The sequence below is a fragment of the Arthrobacter sp. NPDC089319 genome, from assembly GCF_040684925.1.
GTDB lineage: Bacteria > Actinomycetota > Actinomycetes > Actinomycetales > Micrococcaceae > Crystallibacter.
The window spans coordinates 227,989-247,942 of sequence record NZ_JBFBGZ010000006.1 but is presented as its reverse complement, the minus strand read 5'-3'; the positions used below and the strand labels follow the sequence as shown (position 1 = coordinate 247,942).

21 protein-coding genes and 1 pseudogene are annotated in these 19,954 nt (G+C 65.8%); 15 read left to right on the top strand and 7 right to left on the bottom strand.

Annotated features, from left to right (window positions below; genetic code table 11):
* The first annotated feature begins 154 nt into the window (after positions 1–154).
* From AB0N75_RS11300 to AB0N75_RS11270, 7 genes are all read left to right on the top strand, one after another.
* Positions 155–736, top strand: coding sequence for an SDR family NAD(P)-dependent oxidoreductase (locus AB0N75_RS11300; protein ID WP_364649445.1), 582 nt, complete (start codon positions 155–157; stop codon positions 734–736).
* Positions 736–1,185, top strand: coding sequence for an SDR family oxidoreductase (locus tag AB0N75_RS11295; protein ID WP_364649442.1), 450 nt, complete (start codon positions 736–738; stop codon positions 1,183–1,185). The genes AB0N75_RS11300 and AB0N75_RS11295 overlap by 1 nt, the downstream gene beginning before the upstream one ends.
* On the top strand, positions 1,182–2,150 hold the full coding sequence (locus AB0N75_RS11290) for a zinc-binding alcohol dehydrogenase family protein (RefSeq protein WP_364649439.1): 969 nt from the start codon (positions 1,182–1,184) through the stop codon (positions 2,148–2,150). The genes AB0N75_RS11295 and AB0N75_RS11290 overlap by 4 nt, the downstream gene beginning before the upstream one ends.
* A 167-nt stretch (positions 2,151–2,317) precedes the next feature.
* Positions 2,318–3,352 (top strand): hypothetical protein, encoded by a 1,035-nt coding sequence (locus tag AB0N75_RS11285; protein WP_364649436.1) that lies wholly within the window; start codon positions 2,318–2,320, stop codon positions 3,350–3,352.
* A gap of 34 nt (positions 3,353–3,386) precedes the next feature.
* The gene (mdlC, locus tag AB0N75_RS11280; protein WP_364649433.1) at positions 3,387–4,997 is read left to right on the top strand and encodes a benzoylformate decarboxylase; all 1,611 of its coding nucleotides are present in this window, start codon (positions 3,387–3,389) and stop codon (positions 4,995–4,997) included.
* A gap of 145 nt (positions 4,998–5,142) precedes the next feature.
* Positions 5,143–6,147: a squalene cyclase gene (locus tag AB0N75_RS11275; protein ID WP_364649430.1), complete on the top strand. Its 1,005-nt coding sequence runs from the start codon at positions 5,143–5,145 to the stop codon at positions 6,145–6,147.
* A gap of 7 nt (positions 6,148–6,154) precedes the next feature.
* Complete coding sequence (locus AB0N75_RS11270) at positions 6,155–6,604, top strand: hypothetical protein (protein WP_364649427.1); 450 nt, start codon at positions 6,155–6,157, stop codon at positions 6,602–6,604.
* 300 nt (positions 6,605–6,904) lie between these two features.
* Here the strand turns inward: AB0N75_RS11270 and AB0N75_RS11265 are convergent, their stop codons facing one another.
* Together AB0N75_RS11265 and AB0N75_RS11260 are read right to left on the bottom strand one after the other, a co-directional pair.
* Positions 6,905–7,708, bottom strand: coding sequence for a hypothetical protein (locus AB0N75_RS11265; protein ID WP_364649424.1), 804 nt, complete (start codon positions 7,706–7,708; stop codon positions 6,905–6,907).
* A 17-nt stretch (positions 7,709–7,725) separates the two neighbouring features.
* Positions 7,726–8,187 (bottom strand): hypothetical protein, encoded by a 462-nt coding sequence (locus AB0N75_RS11260; protein ID WP_364649421.1) that lies wholly within the window; start codon positions 8,185–8,187, stop codon positions 7,726–7,728.
* Between the two features lie 197 nt (positions 8,188–8,384).
* Between AB0N75_RS11260 and AB0N75_RS11255 the strand changes: the two genes are divergently transcribed.
* Positions 8,385–9,950, top strand: a complete 1,566-nt coding sequence (locus tag AB0N75_RS11255) for an amino acid permease (protein ID WP_364649418.1) — start codon at positions 8,385–8,387, stop codon at positions 9,948–9,950.
* A 129-nt stretch (positions 9,951–10,079) separates the two neighbouring features.
* The gene (locus tag AB0N75_RS11250; RefSeq protein WP_364649416.1) at positions 10,080–10,451 is read left to right on the top strand and encodes a VOC family protein; all 372 of its coding nucleotides are present in this window, start codon (positions 10,080–10,082) and stop codon (positions 10,449–10,451) included.
* A gap of 62 nt (positions 10,452–10,513) precedes the next feature.
* Here AB0N75_RS11250 and AB0N75_RS11245 read toward each other — a convergent pair whose 3' ends face one another.
* From AB0N75_RS11245 to AB0N75_RS11225, 5 genes are all read right to left on the bottom strand, one after another.
* Positions 10,514–10,717, bottom strand: coding sequence for a cold-shock protein (locus tag AB0N75_RS11245; RefSeq protein WP_127512273.1), 204 nt, complete (start codon positions 10,715–10,717; stop codon positions 10,514–10,516).
* A gap of 72 nt (positions 10,718–10,789) precedes the next feature.
* Positions 10,790–11,491 carry a dihydrofolate reductase family protein gene (locus AB0N75_RS11240; protein WP_364649412.1) on the bottom strand — a complete coding sequence of 234 codons (702 nt, stop codon included), beginning with the start codon at positions 11,489–11,491 and terminating at the stop codon, positions 10,790–10,792.
* Between the two features lie 177 nt (positions 11,492–11,668).
* Positions 11,669–12,175 (bottom strand): ferritin, encoded by a 507-nt coding sequence (locus AB0N75_RS11235; protein WP_364649409.1) that lies wholly within the window; start codon positions 12,173–12,175, stop codon positions 11,669–11,671.
* 84 nt (positions 12,176–12,259) lie between these two features.
* Positions 12,260–12,778: a YbaK/EbsC family protein gene (locus tag AB0N75_RS11230; RefSeq protein WP_364649406.1), complete on the bottom strand. Its 519-nt coding sequence runs from the start codon at positions 12,776–12,778 to the stop codon at positions 12,260–12,262.
* Complete coding sequence (locus AB0N75_RS11225) at positions 12,775–13,497, bottom strand: alpha/beta hydrolase (RefSeq protein WP_364649403.1); 723 nt, start codon at positions 13,495–13,497, stop codon at positions 12,775–12,777. Before AB0N75_RS11225 ends, AB0N75_RS11230 begins: the two co-directional genes overlap by 4 nt.
* 178 nt (positions 13,498–13,675) lie before the next feature.
* Between AB0N75_RS11225 and AB0N75_RS11220 the strand changes: the two genes are divergently transcribed.
* The 6 genes and pseudogenes from AB0N75_RS11220 to AB0N75_RS11195 all read left to right on the top strand — a co-directional run.
* Positions 13,676–14,764 carry a DNA alkylation repair protein gene (locus AB0N75_RS11220; RefSeq protein ID WP_364649568.1) on the top strand — a complete coding sequence of 363 codons (1,089 nt, stop codon included), beginning with the start codon at positions 13,676–13,678 and terminating at the stop codon, positions 14,762–14,764.
* Between the two features lie 253 nt (positions 14,765–15,017).
* On the top strand, positions 15,018–15,782 hold the full coding sequence (locus AB0N75_RS11215; RefSeq protein ID WP_364649400.1) for a glucosamine-6-phosphate deaminase: 765 nt from the start codon (positions 15,018–15,020) through the stop codon (positions 15,780–15,782).
* Positions 15,783–15,829: 47 nt separating this feature from the next.
* Positions 15,830–16,843, top strand: a complete 1,014-nt coding sequence (locus tag AB0N75_RS11210) for an LLM class flavin-dependent oxidoreductase (RefSeq protein WP_364649397.1) — start codon at positions 15,830–15,832, stop codon at positions 16,841–16,843.
* A gap of 84 nt (positions 16,844–16,927) precedes the next feature.
* A complete protein-coding gene (locus AB0N75_RS11205) occupies positions 16,928–18,109 on the top strand; it encodes an FAD-binding domain (RefSeq protein WP_364649395.1) in 1,182 nt (393 codons plus the stop codon).
* A 122-nt stretch (positions 18,110–18,231) separates the two neighbouring features.
* Positions 18,232–19,377 carry a hypothetical protein gene (locus AB0N75_RS11200; RefSeq protein ID WP_364649392.1) on the top strand — a complete coding sequence of 382 codons (1,146 nt, stop codon included), beginning with the start codon at positions 18,232–18,234 and terminating at the stop codon, positions 19,375–19,377.
* A 272-nt stretch (positions 19,378–19,649) separates the two neighbouring features.
* Positions 19,650–19,954: pseudogene (locus AB0N75_RS11195) on the top strand (hypothetical protein); the annotation flags it as partial.

Sequence of the window (19,954 nt, the reverse complement as noted above, 5' to 3'; positions counted from 1 at the left end):
AGCAGCAAGGCCGGCTTGACGAGTAGGCAGCCAAGCGGGCCTGGAGCCGCTCGGTGCAGTTCCTCAAGGACAAGGTGAAGTAGACCCCCAAGCCAAAGGGTGCGACGTCGGTGCTCACCCGCGCGCCGACGTCGGACCTCAATTTCTGGGTTAAATGTCGGAGAACAAAGTAGCCAAGGTCGCGCTCGTCACGGGCGGCGGACAGGGAATCGGACAGGCCATCGCGGAGCGGCTCCATGCCGACGGGTTTGAGGTGGCGACCGCGGACCTGAACACCGAGAGCGCGGGCAAGGTCGCGGCGAAGCTGGGCGGCAAGGCTGGCGGCGCTATCTCCGTGCCGGTGAACGTTGCGGTCCGGGACAGCGTGTTTGCCGCCGTCGAGCAGACGGTGTCCGAGCTCGGCGGGCTGGACGTCATTGTCAACAACGCCGGGATCGCACCGCAGTCCCCGATCGAGGACATCACTCCCGAGAGCATCGCGAAGATTTTCTCCATCAACTTCAACGGGGTCGTGTGGGGCATCCAGGCTGCCACGAAGGCGTTCAAGGAACTGGGCCACGGCGGCAAGATCATCAGCGCCGCCTCCCAGGCCGGTCATGTGGGCAACCCGGGCATCGCACTGTACTCGGCCACGAAGTTTGCGGTCCGGGGCTTGACCCAGACGGCCGCCAGGGACTTGGCGCAGTACGGCATCACCGTCAACACCTATGCCCGGGCATCGTCAGGACGCCGCTGATGGAAGATCTGGCAAAAAAGACTGCCGAGTCTGCCGGTCAGCCGGAAGAATGGGGCTGGGAACAGTTCACCAAGGGCATCACCCTCGACCGGCTGTCCGAGGCAAGCGACGTGGCAGGCATCGTCTCGTTCCTGGCCGGCCCCGACTCCAACTACATCACCGGGCAGTCGATCCTGGTCGACGGCGGTATGGTCTTCATACTGACCACAACTCAGGCACGTTCCCCTGCCCCAAAGGACGACGTCGATGCTCACCCGAGCACCGACGTCGTCCATTCCGCCATCCAAGAGCAGAGGCGGCGCCAGCCTGAAGGGCGACGCCCCCTCCCGCCGGAACTCTCCCAGGACCGACGCCAACACGCGCCAATAGGCCTGCGTGCTAGTTTGTATCCGCTGAACCAAAGTCCACGTCAGTTACTGGAAGGGTTGGCCAGATGCCGCCGCTCATGAGAGCCATCGTCCTGGACGCTCCGGGCCCCGTTGAAGCGTTGGCCATTCGGGAATTGCCCATTCCTGTCCCGCAACCGGGTTGGGTCTTGATCCGGGTCAAGGCATTCGGGCTGAACCGTTCCGAACTTCATACCCGGATAGGGCTTGCCGAAGGCGTCACGTTTCCGCGCGTCCTGGGCATCGAAGCCGTGGGCGTGGTGGAGTCGTGCCCCGGCGGCGAGTATCAACCCGGACAACAGGTCGCAGCCATGATGGGCGGCATGGGCCGCACCTTCGACGGCGGTTACGCGGAGTTCACCTGCGTACCGGTCAAGCAGGTAGTCCCCTTCAGCAGCGGCCTCGACTGGGCGGCTTTGGGGGCGGTGCCGGAGATGCTGCAAACCGCCTATGGGTCCCTCACCGTGGGCATGGATGTGCAGGAAGGGCAATCGGTCCTGATCCGCGGCGGCACTTCCTCCGTCGGCATGGCGGCGGCCATCCTGGCCAAACAGCAAGGCGCCACGGTCTTCTCCTCTACACGTAATCCAGCCAAATTTGCGGCGCTCACCGGCATCGGCGTCGATCACGTGCTCCTGGACGACGGCGACGTCGCCTCGAAGGTCCGCGCGATCCTCCCCGAAGGAGTCGATGCCGCGCTTGAACTGGTCGGCACTCCGACGCTGCCGGACACGCTGCGCGCGCTCCGCTATCACGGGGTCGCCTGCTTCACCGGTATGCTCTCCAACCGGTGGACGGTGGATAACTTCTATCCCATTGACTACCTCCCGCGCGGAACCCGGCTCAGCGCATATTCCGGAAACGCGGGCGACCTCCCCGCCGACGTCCTGCAGAGCTACTTGGATGCGGTCGCCGCAGGTCGGACTCCCCTGCCGATCGACCGAGTGTACGAATTCAACGACATCGCCGAAGCCCACCGTGCCATGGAAGCAGGCACAACCACAGGAAAGCTCGTCGTCACCACCTGACACGCGAGAGCCAAGAAAAGGCCGCACCTTCACCCACCTGCGCGCCAGCGCCGTACTTGCCGCCCGGCTGCAACCCGGGCTCGGACGTGGGTATGCTGCACAAGACCCTAGTATTGACGATCAGTTCCTTGGATCGATCAGTTCCTCCTCAACGGGAAGAAGAGCCTGTGAAAGCTGAGACCAATCCGCCGGGTGCCGGGCAAAGCGCGGCCGAAGGTCAGGCGTGGCCCCGCAGCATCGCCGTGATCGGTGCTGCCGGACTCATCGGGTCGGGCGTGGTGTACCAACTCGCACTGGCAGGTGTCGGCAGCACGATCCAGTTGGTCGACCTCAAAGAGAACGTCGCGCGCGCCCATGCCATCGACATCTCCGAGGCCCAGGTCCTGGCCGGTGTCGGGGCACCGCAACTGAGCGTTGTTAATCCAGCCGCTGCCGACTCCTTTGACGAAGTTGACGTGGTCATCGTGGCCGCGTCGGCCCCGGAGGTGCCCGGCGGGGACCGGCGCGACTTCTTGGCCGCGAATCTGCGGTTGCTCAGGTTGCTGGCCCCCACAATTGAGAAGCTCTCGGGCGAGGACGGCGTAGTCCTGTTGCTGTCCAACCCGGTCGACGTCCTGGCCGATTGCCTGCACCGGATCACCGACATCAGCCCGGACCGGATACTGGGCTACAGCATCAACGACTCTGTGCGGTTCCAAGCCGCGGTAGCCAGGGAACTCGGAATAGAACCGCATCGGATCCGCGCCCAGGTCCTGGGCGAGCATGGCAATGGACAGGTGCCATGCTTCAGTTCCCTGCTGGTTGACGGGGCACCGGTAGCCTTGTCCGCTGCCCAGCAGGAACACATCCGCGAGGATATCGATGGCTGGTTCCAGCGCTGGTCTGCGCTGGAACCAGGCCGGAGTTCAGGCTGGACCACCCCACTCGGTGTGGTCCGCATGATCGGCATGATGGCCCGCGGCGAAACCTTTCCCGCAGCCGCGTGGACCGCGGGAGCCCAAGGCCTCGCTGAAGCCTTCATCGCCCTGCCGGTAACGATGAGCTCCGGCAGGGCCAAGCTGACTGAGTGGCAGGGCTCCGCCGAGGAGCAGGCGGCCCTCGTCAAAGCCGCGGCGTCCGTGCGGGAGGCAGCCGCCCTCACGCAAGGTTATTCGCAAGAACTTTCACAAGAGCCGGGCCGCCCCGGCCGACCAACGCAGTAACCGCAGACAACGAAAAGACTAGGAAGGCATACCAGTGGCCAGCACAAAGAAGACGGTACTGGAGACGACCTTGGATGTGTTCCGTGCGCACGGCATGACCACCATCTTTGGCAACCCCGGGTCCAATGAGCTCCCGTTCCTCGCCGGCCTGACCGATGAATTCGACTTCATCCTGGGACTGCACGAGCAGGTGGTGGTGGGGATGGCCGAGGGCTACGCCCGCGCCACCGGCAGGCCGGCGCTGGTGAACCTGCACGCCGCCTCCGGGTCGGGCAACGCCATGGGCGCGCTGACCAACGCGCACTACGGCCATGTCCCGATGGTCATCCTGGCCGGACAGCAGGTCCGCCGCACCGTGGGCCAGGAGACGATGCTGGCCAGTGCCGACGCCTCGATCCTGCCGGCCCCGCTGGTCAAGTACTCTCACGAACCGCTGGCCGCCGCGGACGTTCCGCGCACGCTCTCCCAGGCCGTATTCGAGACCTCCGCCCAGCCGCGCGGGCCGGTCTACGTCTCGGTCCCGCTCGATGACTGGGCGGAACCAGCCCTCGACGACGATGTCCTGCTCACCGAGCGGTCGATGGTCACCGCCGGCGGCCTCACCGATGCCCTGGCGCAGGAACTCATCGCGGCAGTCGACGGCGCGAAACGGCTCGCGCTTGTCGTCGGCCCGCAGGTGGACGCCGCCGCCGTCGATGATCCCAGCGTGTTCGACGCCGTCGTGGCGCTGGCGGAGAAAACTGATGCCTCCGTCTTCGTCGCCCCGTCGCCCTCGCGCGGCCCCTTCCCCACCACCCACCCGAACTTTAAAGGTGTCATCGTCCCGGGCATCCAGTCCGTGCGCGACCGCCTCACCGGCCACGACGTGGTCCTGGTTCTCGGTGCCGCCGTCTTCCGCTATCACCGCTGGGAGCCGAGCAACTACCTGGCGCCCGGGACCCAGGTCATCCAGCTGACCCAAGACCCCCGCGAGGCGACCCGCGCGCCGTTCGGCCGGTCCGTCGTCGCCGATGTGGCAGGCGCGGCGAAGGCGCTGGCCCAAGGCGTGAAGGACCGGGGCCAGCGGCGCGGCGAGCCCGGCAGCCGGGAGCTGCCGGCGGCCAAGACCTCCCCGGACGGCATGACCGGCACGGAAATTCTCGAAGTGCTGAACGCCCACGTCAATGACACGGTCGCCTACGTCAACGAGACCACCACGCTGGATTTGGACTACCTGGAGCGCATCGCCATCGACCGGCCGGGCATGTACAACTTCCCGGCCTCGGGCGGCCTGGGCTTCGGCCTGCCGGTGGCGGTCGGCATGTCCCTCGGCGATCCCGGAAAGACCATCGTGGCCACCGTGGGCGACGGCTCCGCGAACTACGGCATCACGGCGCTGTACACCGCAGCCCAGCGGCAGACCCGGACAGTCTTCGTCATCGTCAACAACTCCAGCTACGGCGCCCTCGCCGGCTTCGCCCAGCGGATGGGTGTGCCGGACGTGCCAGGCCTCAAGCTCGGCGGCATCGATTTCGTCTCCATCGCCGAGGGCTACGGCGTGCCCGCCGAGCGCACCAGCACCCGCGAAGAGTTCGACGCGGCCTACCAGAAGGCGCTGCAAGCCACCGGCCCGGTGCTGATCGACGCGCAAGTAGTCGGCGGCTGATTCCGAACAGCGCCCGGCGCGCTTGAGAGGACGACGTCGGTGCCCGTCCGGGTGCCGACGCCGTCCTTGTGGTTTCCCCACCGTTTCTGCCGCCGCGGCTCCCGGCCGGTGTTGTTCGGTCCGGTCGGCCGCTACTCTGTTCCCCATGGACCCCGAGACGGTGCCGCTCGACTGGATGCTCGACTCCGACCCGGCCTTGCGCTGGCAGGTCGAACGGGACCTCGCGCACGCGCCGCCCCGCCAGTGGACGGCGACCAGGGCCCGCGTGGCAACCGAGGGCTTCGGGGCGCAGCTGCTGGCGCATCAGGACCCCGATGGCCAGTGGGCCGGGGGCGCTTACTTCCCGGCCGACTTCAACTTCGATGGCCCGGAAGCAGCCGAGGACGCCGGGCAGCCGTGGACGGCCACCACCTGGACGCTGAACACGCTGCGCGATTGGGGCCTCGACGCGGCCGCGCTCGACGGCACCGCCGAACGGCTCGCCGTCCACAGCCGCTGGGAATATGACAACCTGCCCTACTGGGACGGCGAAGTGGACTGCTGCATCAACGCGTTCACGCTCGCCAACGGCGCTTGGCTCGGCGCCGATGTCAGCGGAATTGCCGGCTGGTTCGTTGAGCATCAGCTGCCCGACGGCGGTTGGAACTGCCAGTGGGTCGAGGGTTCCACCCGCTCCTCGTTCCATTCCACCCTGAACACGCTGAAAGGGCTGCTGTATTACGAGTCCGCCACCGGCGGATCGGACGAACTTCGCGCCACCCGTCACACCGGCGAGAACTACCTGCTGGAACGCCGCCTGATCTACCGCAAGTCCACCGGAGAAATCGTCGGCCCGTGGGCCACCCACTTCGCCTACCCGTTCCGGTTTGTCCACAGTGCGTTGCACGCCGTGGACTATTTCAGGTCTTCCTACCTGAACGACGGCGGCGCACCCGACTCCAGGCTCGCCGATGCGGTGGAAGTGATCCGCTCCGCCCGCCGGCCCGACGGGACGTGGCTGCAGGAACGACGCCACCCCGGACGCGTCTGGTTCGAGGTCGATGTGCCGCCCGGCGAACCGTCCAAATGGCTCACCTTCTACGGCACCCGAATCTTGGCGTGGTGGGACCACCACAGTGAACTGCCGGCATCACGGGATGCCGAGGGATGAGGACATCATGGATGACGCACAGAACCGCCAGGACCTGACTCGGCAAATCGACCAGCGGCGTGATGACATCAGGGCCTTTCTCCGCCACGCGCGTCCCAGACGCAACCGGCTGACCACCGTCAGCATCGTCTCCAGCGCCGTCGTCGCCGCGTTGACCGCCGGACCGGGGTTCGGCCAGGACAGTTTCAATGCAGCCGTGGCCAGCGTTTTCTCGCTCTCCAACCCTGCCATCGTCTGGCAGGTCATCTGCATCCTGGCTTCGATCCTCTCCCTCGTCGCTGCCATAGCGTCCAGCCTTGCCAACTCGCGCAACAGCGCCGACCAGATTTCGACGGCAGAATCGGCCAGCGCGCAGCTCGACGGGCTGCTGACCGCCTTGAAGTACGGTGAACTGCCGCTCGGCGATGCCGCCAGGCTCTATCAGGAGTACAGCTCGAAGGCAGCCTTCATCGACTAGCCGCGATCGATCACGATGCACTACGGGCAAACCCTCAGCCGCAGTCGCCGCCACCACCGCCGCCTCCGGCGTCTCCACCGTAGGCAGTGGCTCCAAAGCCTGCCGTGCTTGCTGCCTCCGTGTTCACGGGAGCCCGGGAACTCCTGCTCCGTCCCGACCGGCGGTCAGCGCGGGCACCGAGAACCACCCAGGCGATGCACGCCGCACAAAGGACGGCGAATATGATGGCAAATTCCATGCCTGTCTCCTGTCGTTGAGCTCAGAGTATGAGCGGGAATGAGGTGTGGGCAACAGTGCTGCTCAGGGACTCACCAGCAGGTTCTTGTGCAGCTGGCGCCAGCCTCCAGCCAGTTCGTTGCTGGCGTCGTAGTCATCGACCACGAGCTTCGCCTTCACGCCAGCGGCGCTCAGTTCCGTGCTGGGGACACGACCGCAGCTGGCAAACGGTATGTCGGTGGCCAGGTTCTCCACCACCAAACAGATATCGCCCTTATCCGGTGCGTTCGGTATGGCGGCGTAGAACGCGTGATCGTCGTCCTTGACCAGCAGCCGCGCGCTGTCTGCCTTCACACCGAAGAGATGCTTGGCGTCGCCGGTCAAAGTGTCGTCCGGCTCTTCCGGAGCCTCGAGAGCAACCAGCCGGGGCTGCGGATCATCCAGGCCGCGCACCAACAGGTTGGGGTGCAAGTAGCGCCAGCCTTGGGCCAAGTCCTTACTTGCGTCATAGCCGTTGAAGGCCAGCTTCGCTTCAAGAAAGCCGGAAGTTCCGTCAACCCCCCAGCCTACGTAGGAGGTGGCGGAGTCGCCGCATCCAACAGCTTCGCTCGTCCCCTCCTGAATGACCACGCACAGGCTGGCGCCGCCGCTGCTCTCGGAGCTGCCCGCCAGCGGCACCAAGGAGTAGAACTTGTAACCGCCTTCCTCCGCCAGTAGCTGCTTGTTGGAAGATTGGACGGCCCCGTTCCCGGAATCGGCTGCGGTGGCGTCGATCAAATCAGCCGAGGCTCCCGGATTCGACGGCTCGGACCTTGCTCCACTGGTGCAGCCTGCCAGCACCAGGAGTACGGCGGCACCGGCTGTCAGTTTGGTCAGTGTGCGCATCATGCCCCTGTCTGTGAGTACTATCGCTTCACTGCGTACTTGGCGCCGAGATTCTCGGCGAGGTCTTCCAGCTTCGTATTCCTTTGCGGATCCTCAACGCCGATTGCCACTTCCGCCACGTCCGCAACAAACCAGTTCTGGCCCTGCACGAGGTAAACCGAGCCGGGGTTGCCCGCCGCGGCCGCATACAACGCGTACACGTTGTCGTAGGCTTCCTGGCTGTCGAACCAAAGAACTTCAACCGTCTTTGTACACAACACCGATTCACCGGTTGGCCCACCCGACAGGGGGTGCTTGGTCGGCGGATCGCCCACATCGGCCGCGCAGCCCAACACCGCGTCGACGGCCTGGTACGCGTCATCCAGCGACGCGAATTCCGGCAACTCCTGGCCGGCAGCACCTTCGCTACCGCAGGCGGAGACGATTCCAAGGAGCCCGAGTACGGCCACCGCATAGAAGTGGTTCCCCGGGTGCTTTCTCACGCGCTTCGCCCTTCTTCGTGGCAATGTTTGTCTCAGGCTAGCCGCGGGTCCACAGGTACGCGAGGGTATTCGAGGTTGCGAAGCAATAACTTCCTCAATGAGACGAGCCATCAGGGCCGGGACTGCGGGCTGTCCGCCCCGCACTGGTCAGCAAAAAAGAGCTATCCGTGACAGGCCATCCTGAGAATACTGGTCCCATGAGCCTCTTTCGGACCAAGTCAATCGAACAGTCCATGGCGGATTCGGAGGAGCCGGGGCGGGAGCTTAAACGCACCCTGAGCACCTTCGACCTCATGATCCTCGGCGTAGCGGTTGCCGTCGGGGCCGGCATCTTCTCCGTCGGGGCGAAGGCTGCGGGCAGCTTTGCCGGCCCTGCCGTGACCTTGTCATTCGTTCTGGCGGCCGTCACCTGCGCGCTGGCCATCATGTGCTACGCCGAGTTCGCTTCGGCCATTCCCGTGGCAGGGAGCGCCTATACGTACACCTACGCGACCTTGGGCGAGCTGCTGGCGTGGATCATCGGCTGGGACCTGATCTTGGAGCTGTTCACCGCCGGGGCTGTTATCGCCAAGTACTGGGGGATCTATCTCAGCAATGTCTTCCTGCTCTTCGGCATGGATGTCCCCTCCACCGTCAGTGTCTTCGGCCTTGAGCTGACCTGGGGCCCGCTGCTGATCGTTGCCATCTTCACCACGCTCTTGGTGCTCGGCACCGAGCTTTCGGCCCGGGTGAATAACGTTTTTACCATCATCAAAGTGGCCATTGTCCTGTTCGTGATCGTCATCGGTTTCATGTACGTGCGGGCGGAGAACTACACACCGTTCGTACCGGATCCGGTTCCCACCGCGAGCACCGGAGGGAGCGTCTGGACCCAGTCGCTGTTCTCCTTCCTCAGCGGTGCTGAGCCTCAGCAGTACGGTGTGCTGGGCATTCTGGCAGGCGCGGCGCTGGTGTTTTTCGCCTTTATCGGTTTCGACGTCGTTGCGACCAGCGCGGAAGAGGTGCGCAACCCGCAGAAGACGCTTCCCCGGGGCATCTTCGGTGGCCTGGCCATCGTGACCGTCCTGTACATCCTGGTGGCCCTGGCCCTGACGGGAATGGTTTCCTATAAGGATCTTGCGCAGGCTGATGAGGCCTCCCTGGCCACCGCGTTCATCGACGTCGGGGCAGACTGGGCCGCGCAGGTCATCTCGGTCGGCATCCTGATCGGGCTCACCACCGTCATCATGGTCCTGCTGATGGGCCTCGCCCGGGTTGCCTTCGCGATGAGCCGCGACGGCCTGCTGCCGCGCTGGCTGAGCCACACCACCGAGCATCAGAAGACGCCGGCCCGGGTGCAAATCCTGTCTGGAGCCTTGGTTGCCCTGGTCGCAGGCTTCACCAATGTGGACGTGCTGGAAGAGATGATCAACATCGGCACCCTCTCCGCCTTCATCCTGGTGAGCATCGGCGTCGTCGTGCTGCGGAAGAAGCGGCCGGACCTGCCGCGCGCCTACCGCGTGCCGGGATCGCCGGTGGTGCCGATCCTTGCCGCGGTGCTGTGCTTCTGGCTGATGCTGAACTTGACCACGCTCACCTGGCTGCGCTTCGCGGGTTGGCTAGTCATCGGCCTGGCCATCTACTTCCTGTACGGCCGTCGACATTCGAGGCTGAACCATCCGGAACTGATCCCGGTGGAACACGAGCGCGAGGAACACCACCGACTGGACCACGAGCAGCGTGTGCGTGAACGAAAGGAACACCGGCACCCGCCGGGGCCGTAGCCTGTCAGGCAGCAAGGGATGACCTGCTCCTTGCCGCCAGCCCATCGATTCGTCCCGTATCGTCACTGGCCACGCTGGCCCGCGGCTATCATCGGAGGGAATTCATCAGCCTGCAGAGTGGAGTAGCCCATGGAACTCGGCGCCTTTTCGATCAGCCTCGCCGTTAAGGACATCGCGGCTTCCGCTGCGTTCTACAAGAAGCTCGGTTTTAGCGATCACGGCGGTGATATCACGCAGAACTGGTTGATCCTGAAGAACGGCGAGACGGTCATCGGACTCTTCCAGGGCATGTTCGAGAAGAACGCGTTGACCTTCAATCCGGGCTGGGACCAGGATGCCAAGACGCTCGACTCGTTCACGGACGTGCGTGGACTCCAGCGGGAGCTGAAAGCGGAGGGCGTGGAATTCCTGTCGGAAGCCGACGAGGAAACGGCCGGTCCCGCGAGCTTCATGCTGCTGGACCCGGACGGCAACCCGATCATCGTTGACCAGCACATCTAAGCAGCGATCCACGACTGCGCCCCCGGACCACAGGGATCCGGGGGCGCAGTTCGTTAGGGTCGTTAGAGCGTGCGGATGTTCTCGGCTTGTAGGCCCTTCGGGCCTTGAACCACGTCGAATTCCACCCGCTGGTTTTCCTCCAGGGAACGGTAGCCGCCAGAGGAGATGGCCGAAAAGTGCGCGAACACGTCCGGTCCATCGTCATCCTGGCTAATGAAGCCGAAACCTTTTTCGGCGTTGAACCACTTGACGGTGCCTGTTGCCATGCTGATTATCCTTCTTGGGCGCACCGCCGGCTCCCGGTCGGGAACCTATCCCCGCAGGCGTCCACCTCCAACCTAGGGGCCTCGAACACCGGCGGCAAGACCCCAGCGGACCTCAATGGAAGCAGCACACCATTTGTGGGCCGGCGTGAGCTCTGTCGCCGCAGAAGCGGAAGCAACGTAGCCAGCGTCTGTGCGCCTGTAGATGTTGATCAGGATGCCGGATGGCAAGGCGCGGGACTCGGCCAGGCTGAACCTGCTGAGCGGGAACCCGTCGCCGAACAGCTTCTTGCCGGCGCCCAGCACCAGCGGGTAGACAACCAGCCGGTACTCGTCGACCAGGTCGTGCTCGGCCAGCGTCCTGATCAGCTGGGTACTCCCCCAGACGCGGATCTCGCCGCCCGGCTCGGAACGCAGCTGCTGCACTGCCGCCGGCACGTCGGGGCCCAGGAGCTGCGAGTTCTTCCAGCCGGGATCGGTCAACGTGCGCGATGCAACGTACTTCGGGATGCGGTGGTATCTGCGGGTCAGCTCCCCCAACAGGCCTTCGGCATTCTCATCCCACACGCCCCAGGAGCCGGCGAAGATCTCGTAGGTCTTGCGGCCCAGCAGCAGCGCCTCGGTCCTGCTCTCCCACTCGCTGACAATGTCCCCATCGTCGTAACCTGCCTGCCAGCCGCCGTGCTCGAAGCCCCCTGCGCGGTCCTCATCCGGTCCGCCGCCCGCCTGGACCACGCCGTCCAATGTGATGAACGCCTGCACCACAACCGTACTCATGCTCGATTCTCCTGGTCTGCTCCGGACTCGGCTCCTCGCCGAGCAGCTTGAGCCCGAGTCGACCCGGGAAACGACACCTTGTCAAGGGTCCTGCCCCGCTCACAGGGCGACGTCGGCGCCCAGGTGAGCACCGACGTCGTCCTTTGCGTTGTGGTTGAGGCGGCGAACCTCGGGGCGTTAGCTGTCTTCGGCGGCCTTGCGGGAGCCGAGCTGCTCGTCCAGGCGGAGCAGGCCGGGCCCGTCGTCGTTGACCAGCTTGACCCGGCCGATGATCTCGCCGACGGCGGCTTCTTCTTCGAGCTGTTCCTCGACGAACCAGTTCAGCAGCGGGATCGAGTCGATGTCGCCCTCCTGCTGTGCCAGCCGGTACAGGTCGCGGATGGATTCGGAGACCTTCTTCTCGTGCGCCAGTGAGGCTTCGAACGCCTGCAGCACGGTCCCGGCGGACACCATGGGAGCGGTGATCGCCTGGATCTTCGGGTGCGCGCCGCGGTCCATCATGTGGTCGATGAACTTGTTGGCGTGGACCACCTCTTCCTCGGCTTGGGCCCGGAACCAGCCGGCGATGCCGGGCAGGTCGACCGCGTCCATTTCAATGGCGAGCTGGCGGTAGACCACGGAGGCCTGAAGTTCCAGCGTGACCTGGTCGTTAAACGCTTCTGCAAGTTTTCCTGTGAGTCCCATGCTTCCCAGATTATGTGCCGGTTTGTATCACCGCCACCAAGGTAAGGCAAGCCAAGATAAGGGAAGCCTGCGCTATCCGTGCGCTCAGCTACCGGTGGCGGGGACGGGCACGGCGGGCTTGGCCAGGCCCTCAACAACGACGGCGGTGGGCAGCTTGGCCAGTTCCTGCGGCTTGAGCAGCAGCTTGCTGGTGCGGTTGCCGCCGCCCATCACCACGCGCTCCCGCTGCAGCACCGCCGCATCGATGTAGACGGTGTGGCCCGAGGTGCCGATGGCGGTCACGCCGCCGATCTCCATCCCGGTTACCGCTTGGGTGGTTTCCGCATCGGCGAAGGAGGCGCGTTTGACTCCCAGCAACTCGCGGACCGCCTTGTTCACGTCCAGCCGGGTGGTTCCCAGCACAACGCAGACTGCATACTTGGCAGGCTCCACTTTTTTGGACGTCACCAGGATGGTGTTCGCAGACTGGTCCAGGGAGAAGCCGTAATGGTCGCAGAACGCTGCGGTGTCCGCCAGGTCCGGATCGCAGGCCAAAACCTCATAGGACAGGCCGTGCTCGGCGAGCGCCGCCGCAACCGCGGGCAGCAGGGCGGCATCGCTCATGATGCCTGCGTTGCCCCCGCCGTCTTGGTGACTGCGGCCAGAATGGCCTCGCCCAGTTCGGCCGGCTTGGTGAATTGCGGCCAGTGGCCGGTGGGGAGATGGACGTATTCCACATCCTTGATACTGGTCAGTTCCACCATCTGCGGGGCACCGGAGTCGATCCAGCCCTGCAGCTGTTCCGGCGTGAACTCGCACGTGATGATCGTGGCCGGGACGTTGAATCGCCGCTCATCGGAGAGATGCTGCGGGTCTTGGGCCACGCCCCGCGGCTGCGGAATGGCGCGGGCCCGGAACGCAGCCCGGAGGCCCTCGTCCAGATCGGTCAGGTCCTCGTCGCCAAAGAGGCTCCAGTCCGGCAGCGGCACCTCGTCCCCTTCGGCGGGCAGTTCGTCGTTGATCACGCCGCCTTCCCCCAACGGGCCGCTGTCCACATAGATGGCGCGAAGAACGCGGTCCGGCCGCTGGTCCACCACGCCGTGGATGATGGCTCCGCCACCGGAATGACCCACCAGGATCACCGGCCCGCCCAGCTCGTCCACGGCTTTCAGCGTGGCGTCGATGTGGTCCCGCAGGCCGACGCCCGCCCGCGGCGCCTCCACGGACTCCAGCCCGGGCAGCGTCAGGGGATAGACCCGATGCCCTGCGGCTTCCAGCGGCGGAGTCACCTCCGACCACGACGACGCGTCCAACCAAAATCCGGGTACCAAGATGATGTCCATGTCTGGTGACTCTAGTGCCCGGACAGTGGCCCGGGACACCCTTCGAGCCGAATTCAGGACAGCTGCCGTCCTAAGGACTGCGCTACCGGCGGGCTGCGGCCGGGTGGCGCCGCCGGGGAGCCATAGGCTGGGTTGTGACAGTATCGCTGAGCCGACCCGGAGGACCGCATTGGGGATCATGAACGACCTGCTGGGTCCGTCGGCGGTGGCGCAACTGCGCACTTCGTTGGCTGTGGCTGCCGACCAGCCTGCGTGGCCGGCTCTCGGGAGGGCCGGCGACCGGCTTGAACCGCTGGCCCTGCGGGCCCGGGCCGGCCTGCTGGCAGCGGCGCTGATCGACGATCTGGATGCTGGCTACGAGCGGGCCGCCGCGGCTTTCCGCACCGCCCTGGCCGATGACGGCTTCACCGGCTGGCTCCTGTGGCCGGTCGGCGAAGCCGCAGTGACTCTGGCACTGCAGGATGGAGGCCAGCGGGCCTTCGATGACGCGTTGGCCCTGCTCGCGGAACTGACTCCGCGGATGAGCAGCGAGTTCGCCATCCGGCGGCTGCTCATCGAGGACCTGGACCAAGCCCTGGGGGTGATCCGCGGCTGGACGGCGCATCCGGACGAACACGTCCGGCGGCTGGCCAGCGAAGGCACCCGGCCGTATCTTCCTTGGGCTGTCCGCGTACCCGGCATCGTCGCCCGACCGTCGGCGACGCTGCCGATCCTCGACGAGCTGTACCTGGATGAGAGCGAGACCGTCCGGCGCTCCGTGGCCAACCATCTGAACGACATTTCCCGGCATGCTCCGGCCGAAACGGTGGCCGCCGCCCAGCGCTGGAGCACGACGGCGGGCGACCGCGCGGCCTGGGTGGTCCGGCACGGGCTGCGCACCCTGGTGAAGAAAGCCGATCCCGGCGCCCTCGCCACGCTTGGCTTCACCTCCGGCGCCGTGGCGGTGTCCGCTCCCCAACTGGACCAGAGCATCGTCCGCCTGCCCGGGGAACTGGGCTTCGCCGTCGAGCTCCGCAATGAAGCGGCGGTGCCGGCGCGCGTTGCGGTGGACTACGTGGTGCACTACGTCAAGGCCAACGGTTCACTGGCCCCGAAGGTGTTTAAGCTGGCGGTGGCCGATCTGGCACCGGGCGAGATGCGCCGATTCCGCAAATCACACGGCTTCCGGCAGATGACCACGCGCGTGCATTACCCCGGCCGGCACTTGGTCCAGGTCCAGGCCAACGGAACCCTGTCTCCCCAGGCTGGCTTCGACGTCGTGACCTGACGGCGGGCGGCGGGGCAGACCTGCCCGGGTTCGCTGAGCGCATGATCCTGGGCTGATCGCGGTGCCCGGCCGGCACCATTCGATAACCTTTCTGCAACCTGTTTTTGTCATGCCAGCGGATACACCGCCTCCGGCAGATGCGACAAGTACCGATGAAGGAACGTGTCATGAACTTTGACCTGCCCACGCCCCCGCCAACGGGCGCCGCTCAACACCCCCTCCACACCGGACTGGCGAAACAGACGGGGCTCCCATGAACGCCACGGTCGATCAGCAACGCAAGCTGCACATTTCGCACCACAACGCCGCGGAGATCGGGACGGTGGCCGCTGACTTGGTCGCCGGGCTGGTGGAAGACGTGCCCGGAGCCGTCATTGGGCTGGCCACCGGGTCCTCCCCGTTGCCGCTCTATCAATCCTTGGCCCGCCGCCGCCTGGACCTGTCTGCTGTCCGTTGGTTCGCGCTGGACGAATACATCGGGCTGCCCGCAGGTCATCCCGAGAGTTACGCCGCGGTCATCGAACGGGAAGTGATCACTCCGCTGGGCCTCGACCCCGCCACGGTTCTGCTGCCGGACGCCGGCCGGCCGGATGTGGATCGGGCGGCCGCTGACTACGAGGCGGCCATCGCCTCCGCCGGCGGCATCGACCTGCAGATCCTGGGCATCGGCCACAACGGCCACCTTGCCTTCAACGAGCCCGGTTCAGCCCTCGATTCACGCACCCGGGTGGAAGCGCTGACCCACAGCACGCGCCGGGCCAATGCCCGATTCTTCGACCGCCTCGACGATGTCCCCACCCGCTGCATCACCCAGGGCCTCGGCACCATCCTCGCCGCCAAGCGGCTGCTGCTGCTGGTGCAGGGCCGGGACAAAGCCGAAGCGCTCCGCGAGGCCCTGACCGGCCCGGTCCACCCGGACTGCCCGGCCTCCGTGCTCCAACTGCACCCGGACGTCACCGTCCTCACCGATCCGGAGGCAGCCTCGCTGCTGCCGGCCGGGGCCGCACCGGCATCATGAATATCCGGCCGCCGGAATAGCCGCCGGCTGACCCTGTTGTGACTGGTATGCAGCTTCCGTCGATTCCCGTCTCCATCTTGGACCGCGCCAATGCCCGCGCAGGCTGTTCGGCGGCCGACGCGCTGGCCGCCACCGTCCGGCGGGCGGAGCATGCCGAGCAGCTGGGCTACCACCGGTTCTGGGTGGCCGAGCATCACGGCGTGCCCGGGATCGCCGGTTCCGCCCCGACGGTGCTGATGGCCGCGGTGGCCGCGCAGACCAACCGGATCCGCGTGGGCTCCGGCGGTGTGATGCTGCCCAACCACCAGCCGCTGGTGGTTGCCGAACAAGCCGCCACCCTGCAGGCGCTCTTCCCCGGCCGGATCGATCTCGGCATCGGCCGCTCGGTGGGCTTCACGCCCGCGGTGCGGTCGGCGCTGCGGCAGGACAAGGACGCCGCGGACCGCTTCGCGGAGGACTTGGCCGAACTGCTGTCCTATCTGGGTGGGACCGCTGCCATCACGGCCCGCCCGTACGACGGCGGTGCAACGCCGCCTTTTGTGCTGTCCACCGGCAAAGGTGCGGAGATCGCTGCCAAGGCGGGCCTCGCCGTCGTTGTTGGGGGTCCGGCCTTCACCGGGCGCAAGCCGGAATTGGCCCGCGGCGTGCTGGAGCGGTACCGGAAGAACTTCCGGCCCTCCGCTTATTACGCGCAGCCGTACGTGATCGCGTCGGCGAATGTGGCGGTGGCCGACTCGGCCGAAGCCGCGCGGGAACTGTTGCTGCCCGAGGCATGGGCGATGGCGCAGTCCCGGACCCGCGGGGAGTTCCCGCCGCTCGAATCGGCGGACTCCATTCGGGCCTTGTCGATGTCGGAGCGGCAGCAGGCTCTCGTATCCGAGACCCTGGGCGCCGCGGTGCACGGGACCCCGGACCAGGTGGCTGACCGGCTCGGCCTGCTGCTGGAGGCCGCCGACGCCGACGAACTCATGGTCACCACCACCACCTTCGACACTGCCGCCCTCACCGGCAACGACCGACGCTTGGCGGCCCTCTTCGGGCTGGCCGGCCGGACGCCCTGACCGGAAGTTTGCAGGCCTTCCGGGGGACAGCGGCCGCGCACTAGTCTGGGACTCTTCGGGGAACCATCGTTGAGGGCGGCGGGCATGCGGGTGCTGATCGTCGGGGCGGGGATCGCAGGTCCCACGCTCGCCTACTGGCTGCGGCGGGCCGGACACGAGCCGACTCTTGTTGAGCACGCTGCCCGGCTGCGGCGGGGCGGCTACCTGGTGGACTTTTGGGGGTCCGGGTTCGAGGTGGCCGACCGGATGGGCATCGTCCCGCGGCTGATGGCCGACGGCTATCGGGTCCGCGAACTGCGCGAGGTGTCGGTCGCCGGACGGCGGATCGTTCATCTGGATCCGCGCAACGTCATCGGCGGTGCCGGTGGCCGGTATGTCAGCGTCGGCCGCTCCGACCTGTCCGCTGCGCTCTACGATGCGCTGGCCGGCCGGGTGGAAACGATCTTTGGCGACACTATCCAGGCGCTCGACGACGACGGCGGGCGCGTGCGCGTGGAGTTTGCCCGCGGCGCTCCCCGCGAATTCGACCTCGTCGTCGGCGCCGATGGCCTGCACTCCCGGGTCCGGTCGCTGGCTTTCGGGCCCGAGGAGGAGTTCGAGCGCCACCTCGGCATCACGGTGGCCGCCTTCGACGTGGACGGCTACGGTCCGCGTGACGAGCTGGTCGCGGTGACGCACACCGAGGTGGGCGTGCAGGCGCTCCGCTTTTCGCTGCGCGACGGCGCGACAATGTTCTGCTTCACCTTTCGCTATGACGGGGACGTGCCGGTGGAGGATGTGGCGGCCCAGCAGGAGCTGCTCCGCACTCGCCTGCGGGGCGTCGGCTGGGAAGTTTCGGAGATATTGCGGCGGATGCCCGAGGCCCGGACCTTCTACCTTGATCGGGCAAGCCAGATCCGGATGCCGGCGTGGTCGCGCGGCAGGGTGGCGCTGATTGGCGACGCCGCCGCGTGTCCGTCGTTATTGGCCGGCCAAGGGTCCGCTCTCGCGATGGTGGAGGCCTACGTCTTGGCGGCCGAGTTGCAGAGACCGGGAGCCGGGCATGCCGCGGCGTTCGCTTCGTACGAGCGGCAGTTGGCATCGCTGGTACGTGTGAAGCAGGATGCGGCGATCGGCCTAGGCGCAGCGTTCGCACCACGCAACAGCGGACAGTTGCTGCTGCGCAACACCGTGCTGGGCCTGATGGGAATCCCGCTGATCGCCAAGCTCGCGATGGGACGGAGTCTGCGCGACCCGATCGAGCTTCCTCTTTGGCCACGAGATTGATTCCCCGTGTTGCGCCGTGGAACCGCTTTGGGCCGCTAGAATCCGATTGCGATGAGTCGTAGCCTGCCCCGTCCGGATGACTCTACGCACCGTTCTTGGTAAAGCATCCGGAAGAAGAGGCCATGTCCGCACGCCTGCTCGTCGCCCTTGCATCGGCCGCCGCCGCGGTTGGCCTCATGGTCTTTGCCGGACAGCCGGCCGCCGCTGCGGGACCCGTGACGATTCCTGCCGCCCCAGCCTACGAGGCGCCCGTCCTCTACGGATCTTCCTTGAACAGCTACCGCTGGGAGCCGTCCAAAAAGTTCACGGTTTGGCATGGCCCGGAGTCCTCCGGATACCGGATCGCGCTGCAGAAGAAGAGCGGAACTAGCTGGAAGACGGTCGCCTCCAAGGCGCCGGGCGAGCAAGGTGAGACAACGCTCGGCTACAAGATGGCCAAAGAGGGCACCGTACAGGTGCGCATCGCGGCGACCGAGGGCAGCAGAACGCTTTCCGCGAGCCCGGCCCAGAAGGTCATCTGGAAGCGTGACCGCTCGGCCATCCAACACCGCTACTCGAACTACACCAAGCCGTTCGCCGAGGCCGAAGGCAAGGTGGCCGCGGGCGACCAAGCCCGGCACGGGGTCTACGTCTGGACCGGCAGATCTGCCCGGACCGGCTCGTTGCAAATGCGCAAGGACGGCAAATGGGTCACCGTGCAGAAGCTCTCTTGGAAGAAGAAGAGCAGCGGCACGCCGCCCCTGGCCATTGCGAAGACCCCGAAGACGAAGTCCACCGTCACGCGGAAATATCGGATTGTTGTGAACGCGTCGGCATACGAAAAAGGCTGGACCTCCAAAACCGGTACCGTCCGTCACGAGAACCCGCGCAGCTACACCGGGTACCGCAAGCTTTCCTATGACTATATGAAGAAGTACTGCCCCAACCAGATCATCACTGTGAAGAAGGGCGGGTCAGCCAGCACCGCCCACTCCGGCTCGTTCCGGATTGAAATGGCACCGGGATACCAGGGCAGCCAGCACAAGGCGATCGCCCTGCACGAGTGCGCGCACATCATCACCTTCCGCCTCTATGGCCACGGTCTGGACGCGATGGACAGGCGGTTGAACAAGATCTTCAAGTCCAGCAACGGCGTCGAGATGGTCGCCGACTGCATGGCCTACCGGATGGGCGCCGATCGAAACGCTGCGGTCAACTGGTACACGCAAGACTGCAAGGGACCACGCGGAACGGCTGCTAAGAACATCTTGGCCGGCAAGAAACCCTGACCGTCGGGCTTATGGCCGGATGGCAGCCGTTGCCGCCCAGGTGCGCAGACTGTTCGTGGATGCACCGGATTCTGAGCTGCTCCGGGTGTTCCAGTCGACGAATGCACGCGTCGGATGTGCAAGGAGCAGGGTGACACAGATAGGGCCGCCTTGTCCGGATCGTTAAGCGGGTCCGACCCTCAATTCATCTAAATTTCCTCTTCGTTTGCGACTGCCCGATGTCGGATGTAACGGTTAAACCGCAACATTCCCACAAAGAATTGGAGCAAAGAATGTCGTTTCGAATTGCCAAGACCGGCCGTCTCGCAGCAGCTGTAGTTACCGCAGGAGTGGTGACCACTGCAGGAGCAGGAATCGCGTCAGCCGCCGAGAATCCGACCGCTGTACAAGCAGAAGTCACCTCGGCCGTCACCGAAACGCAAGATTCGTTGGTGTCCATCACTGCCGAGAATGTGTACATCTCGCCTTCGCTGTTGGTCGCCAACCAGGTTTCCCCCGAAACGCCGGTTGAGGAGCCGGCGCCAGTGGAGGAGCTGCCCGTAACACCGGTTGATGAGGCGCCCGCCGAGGAAGCACC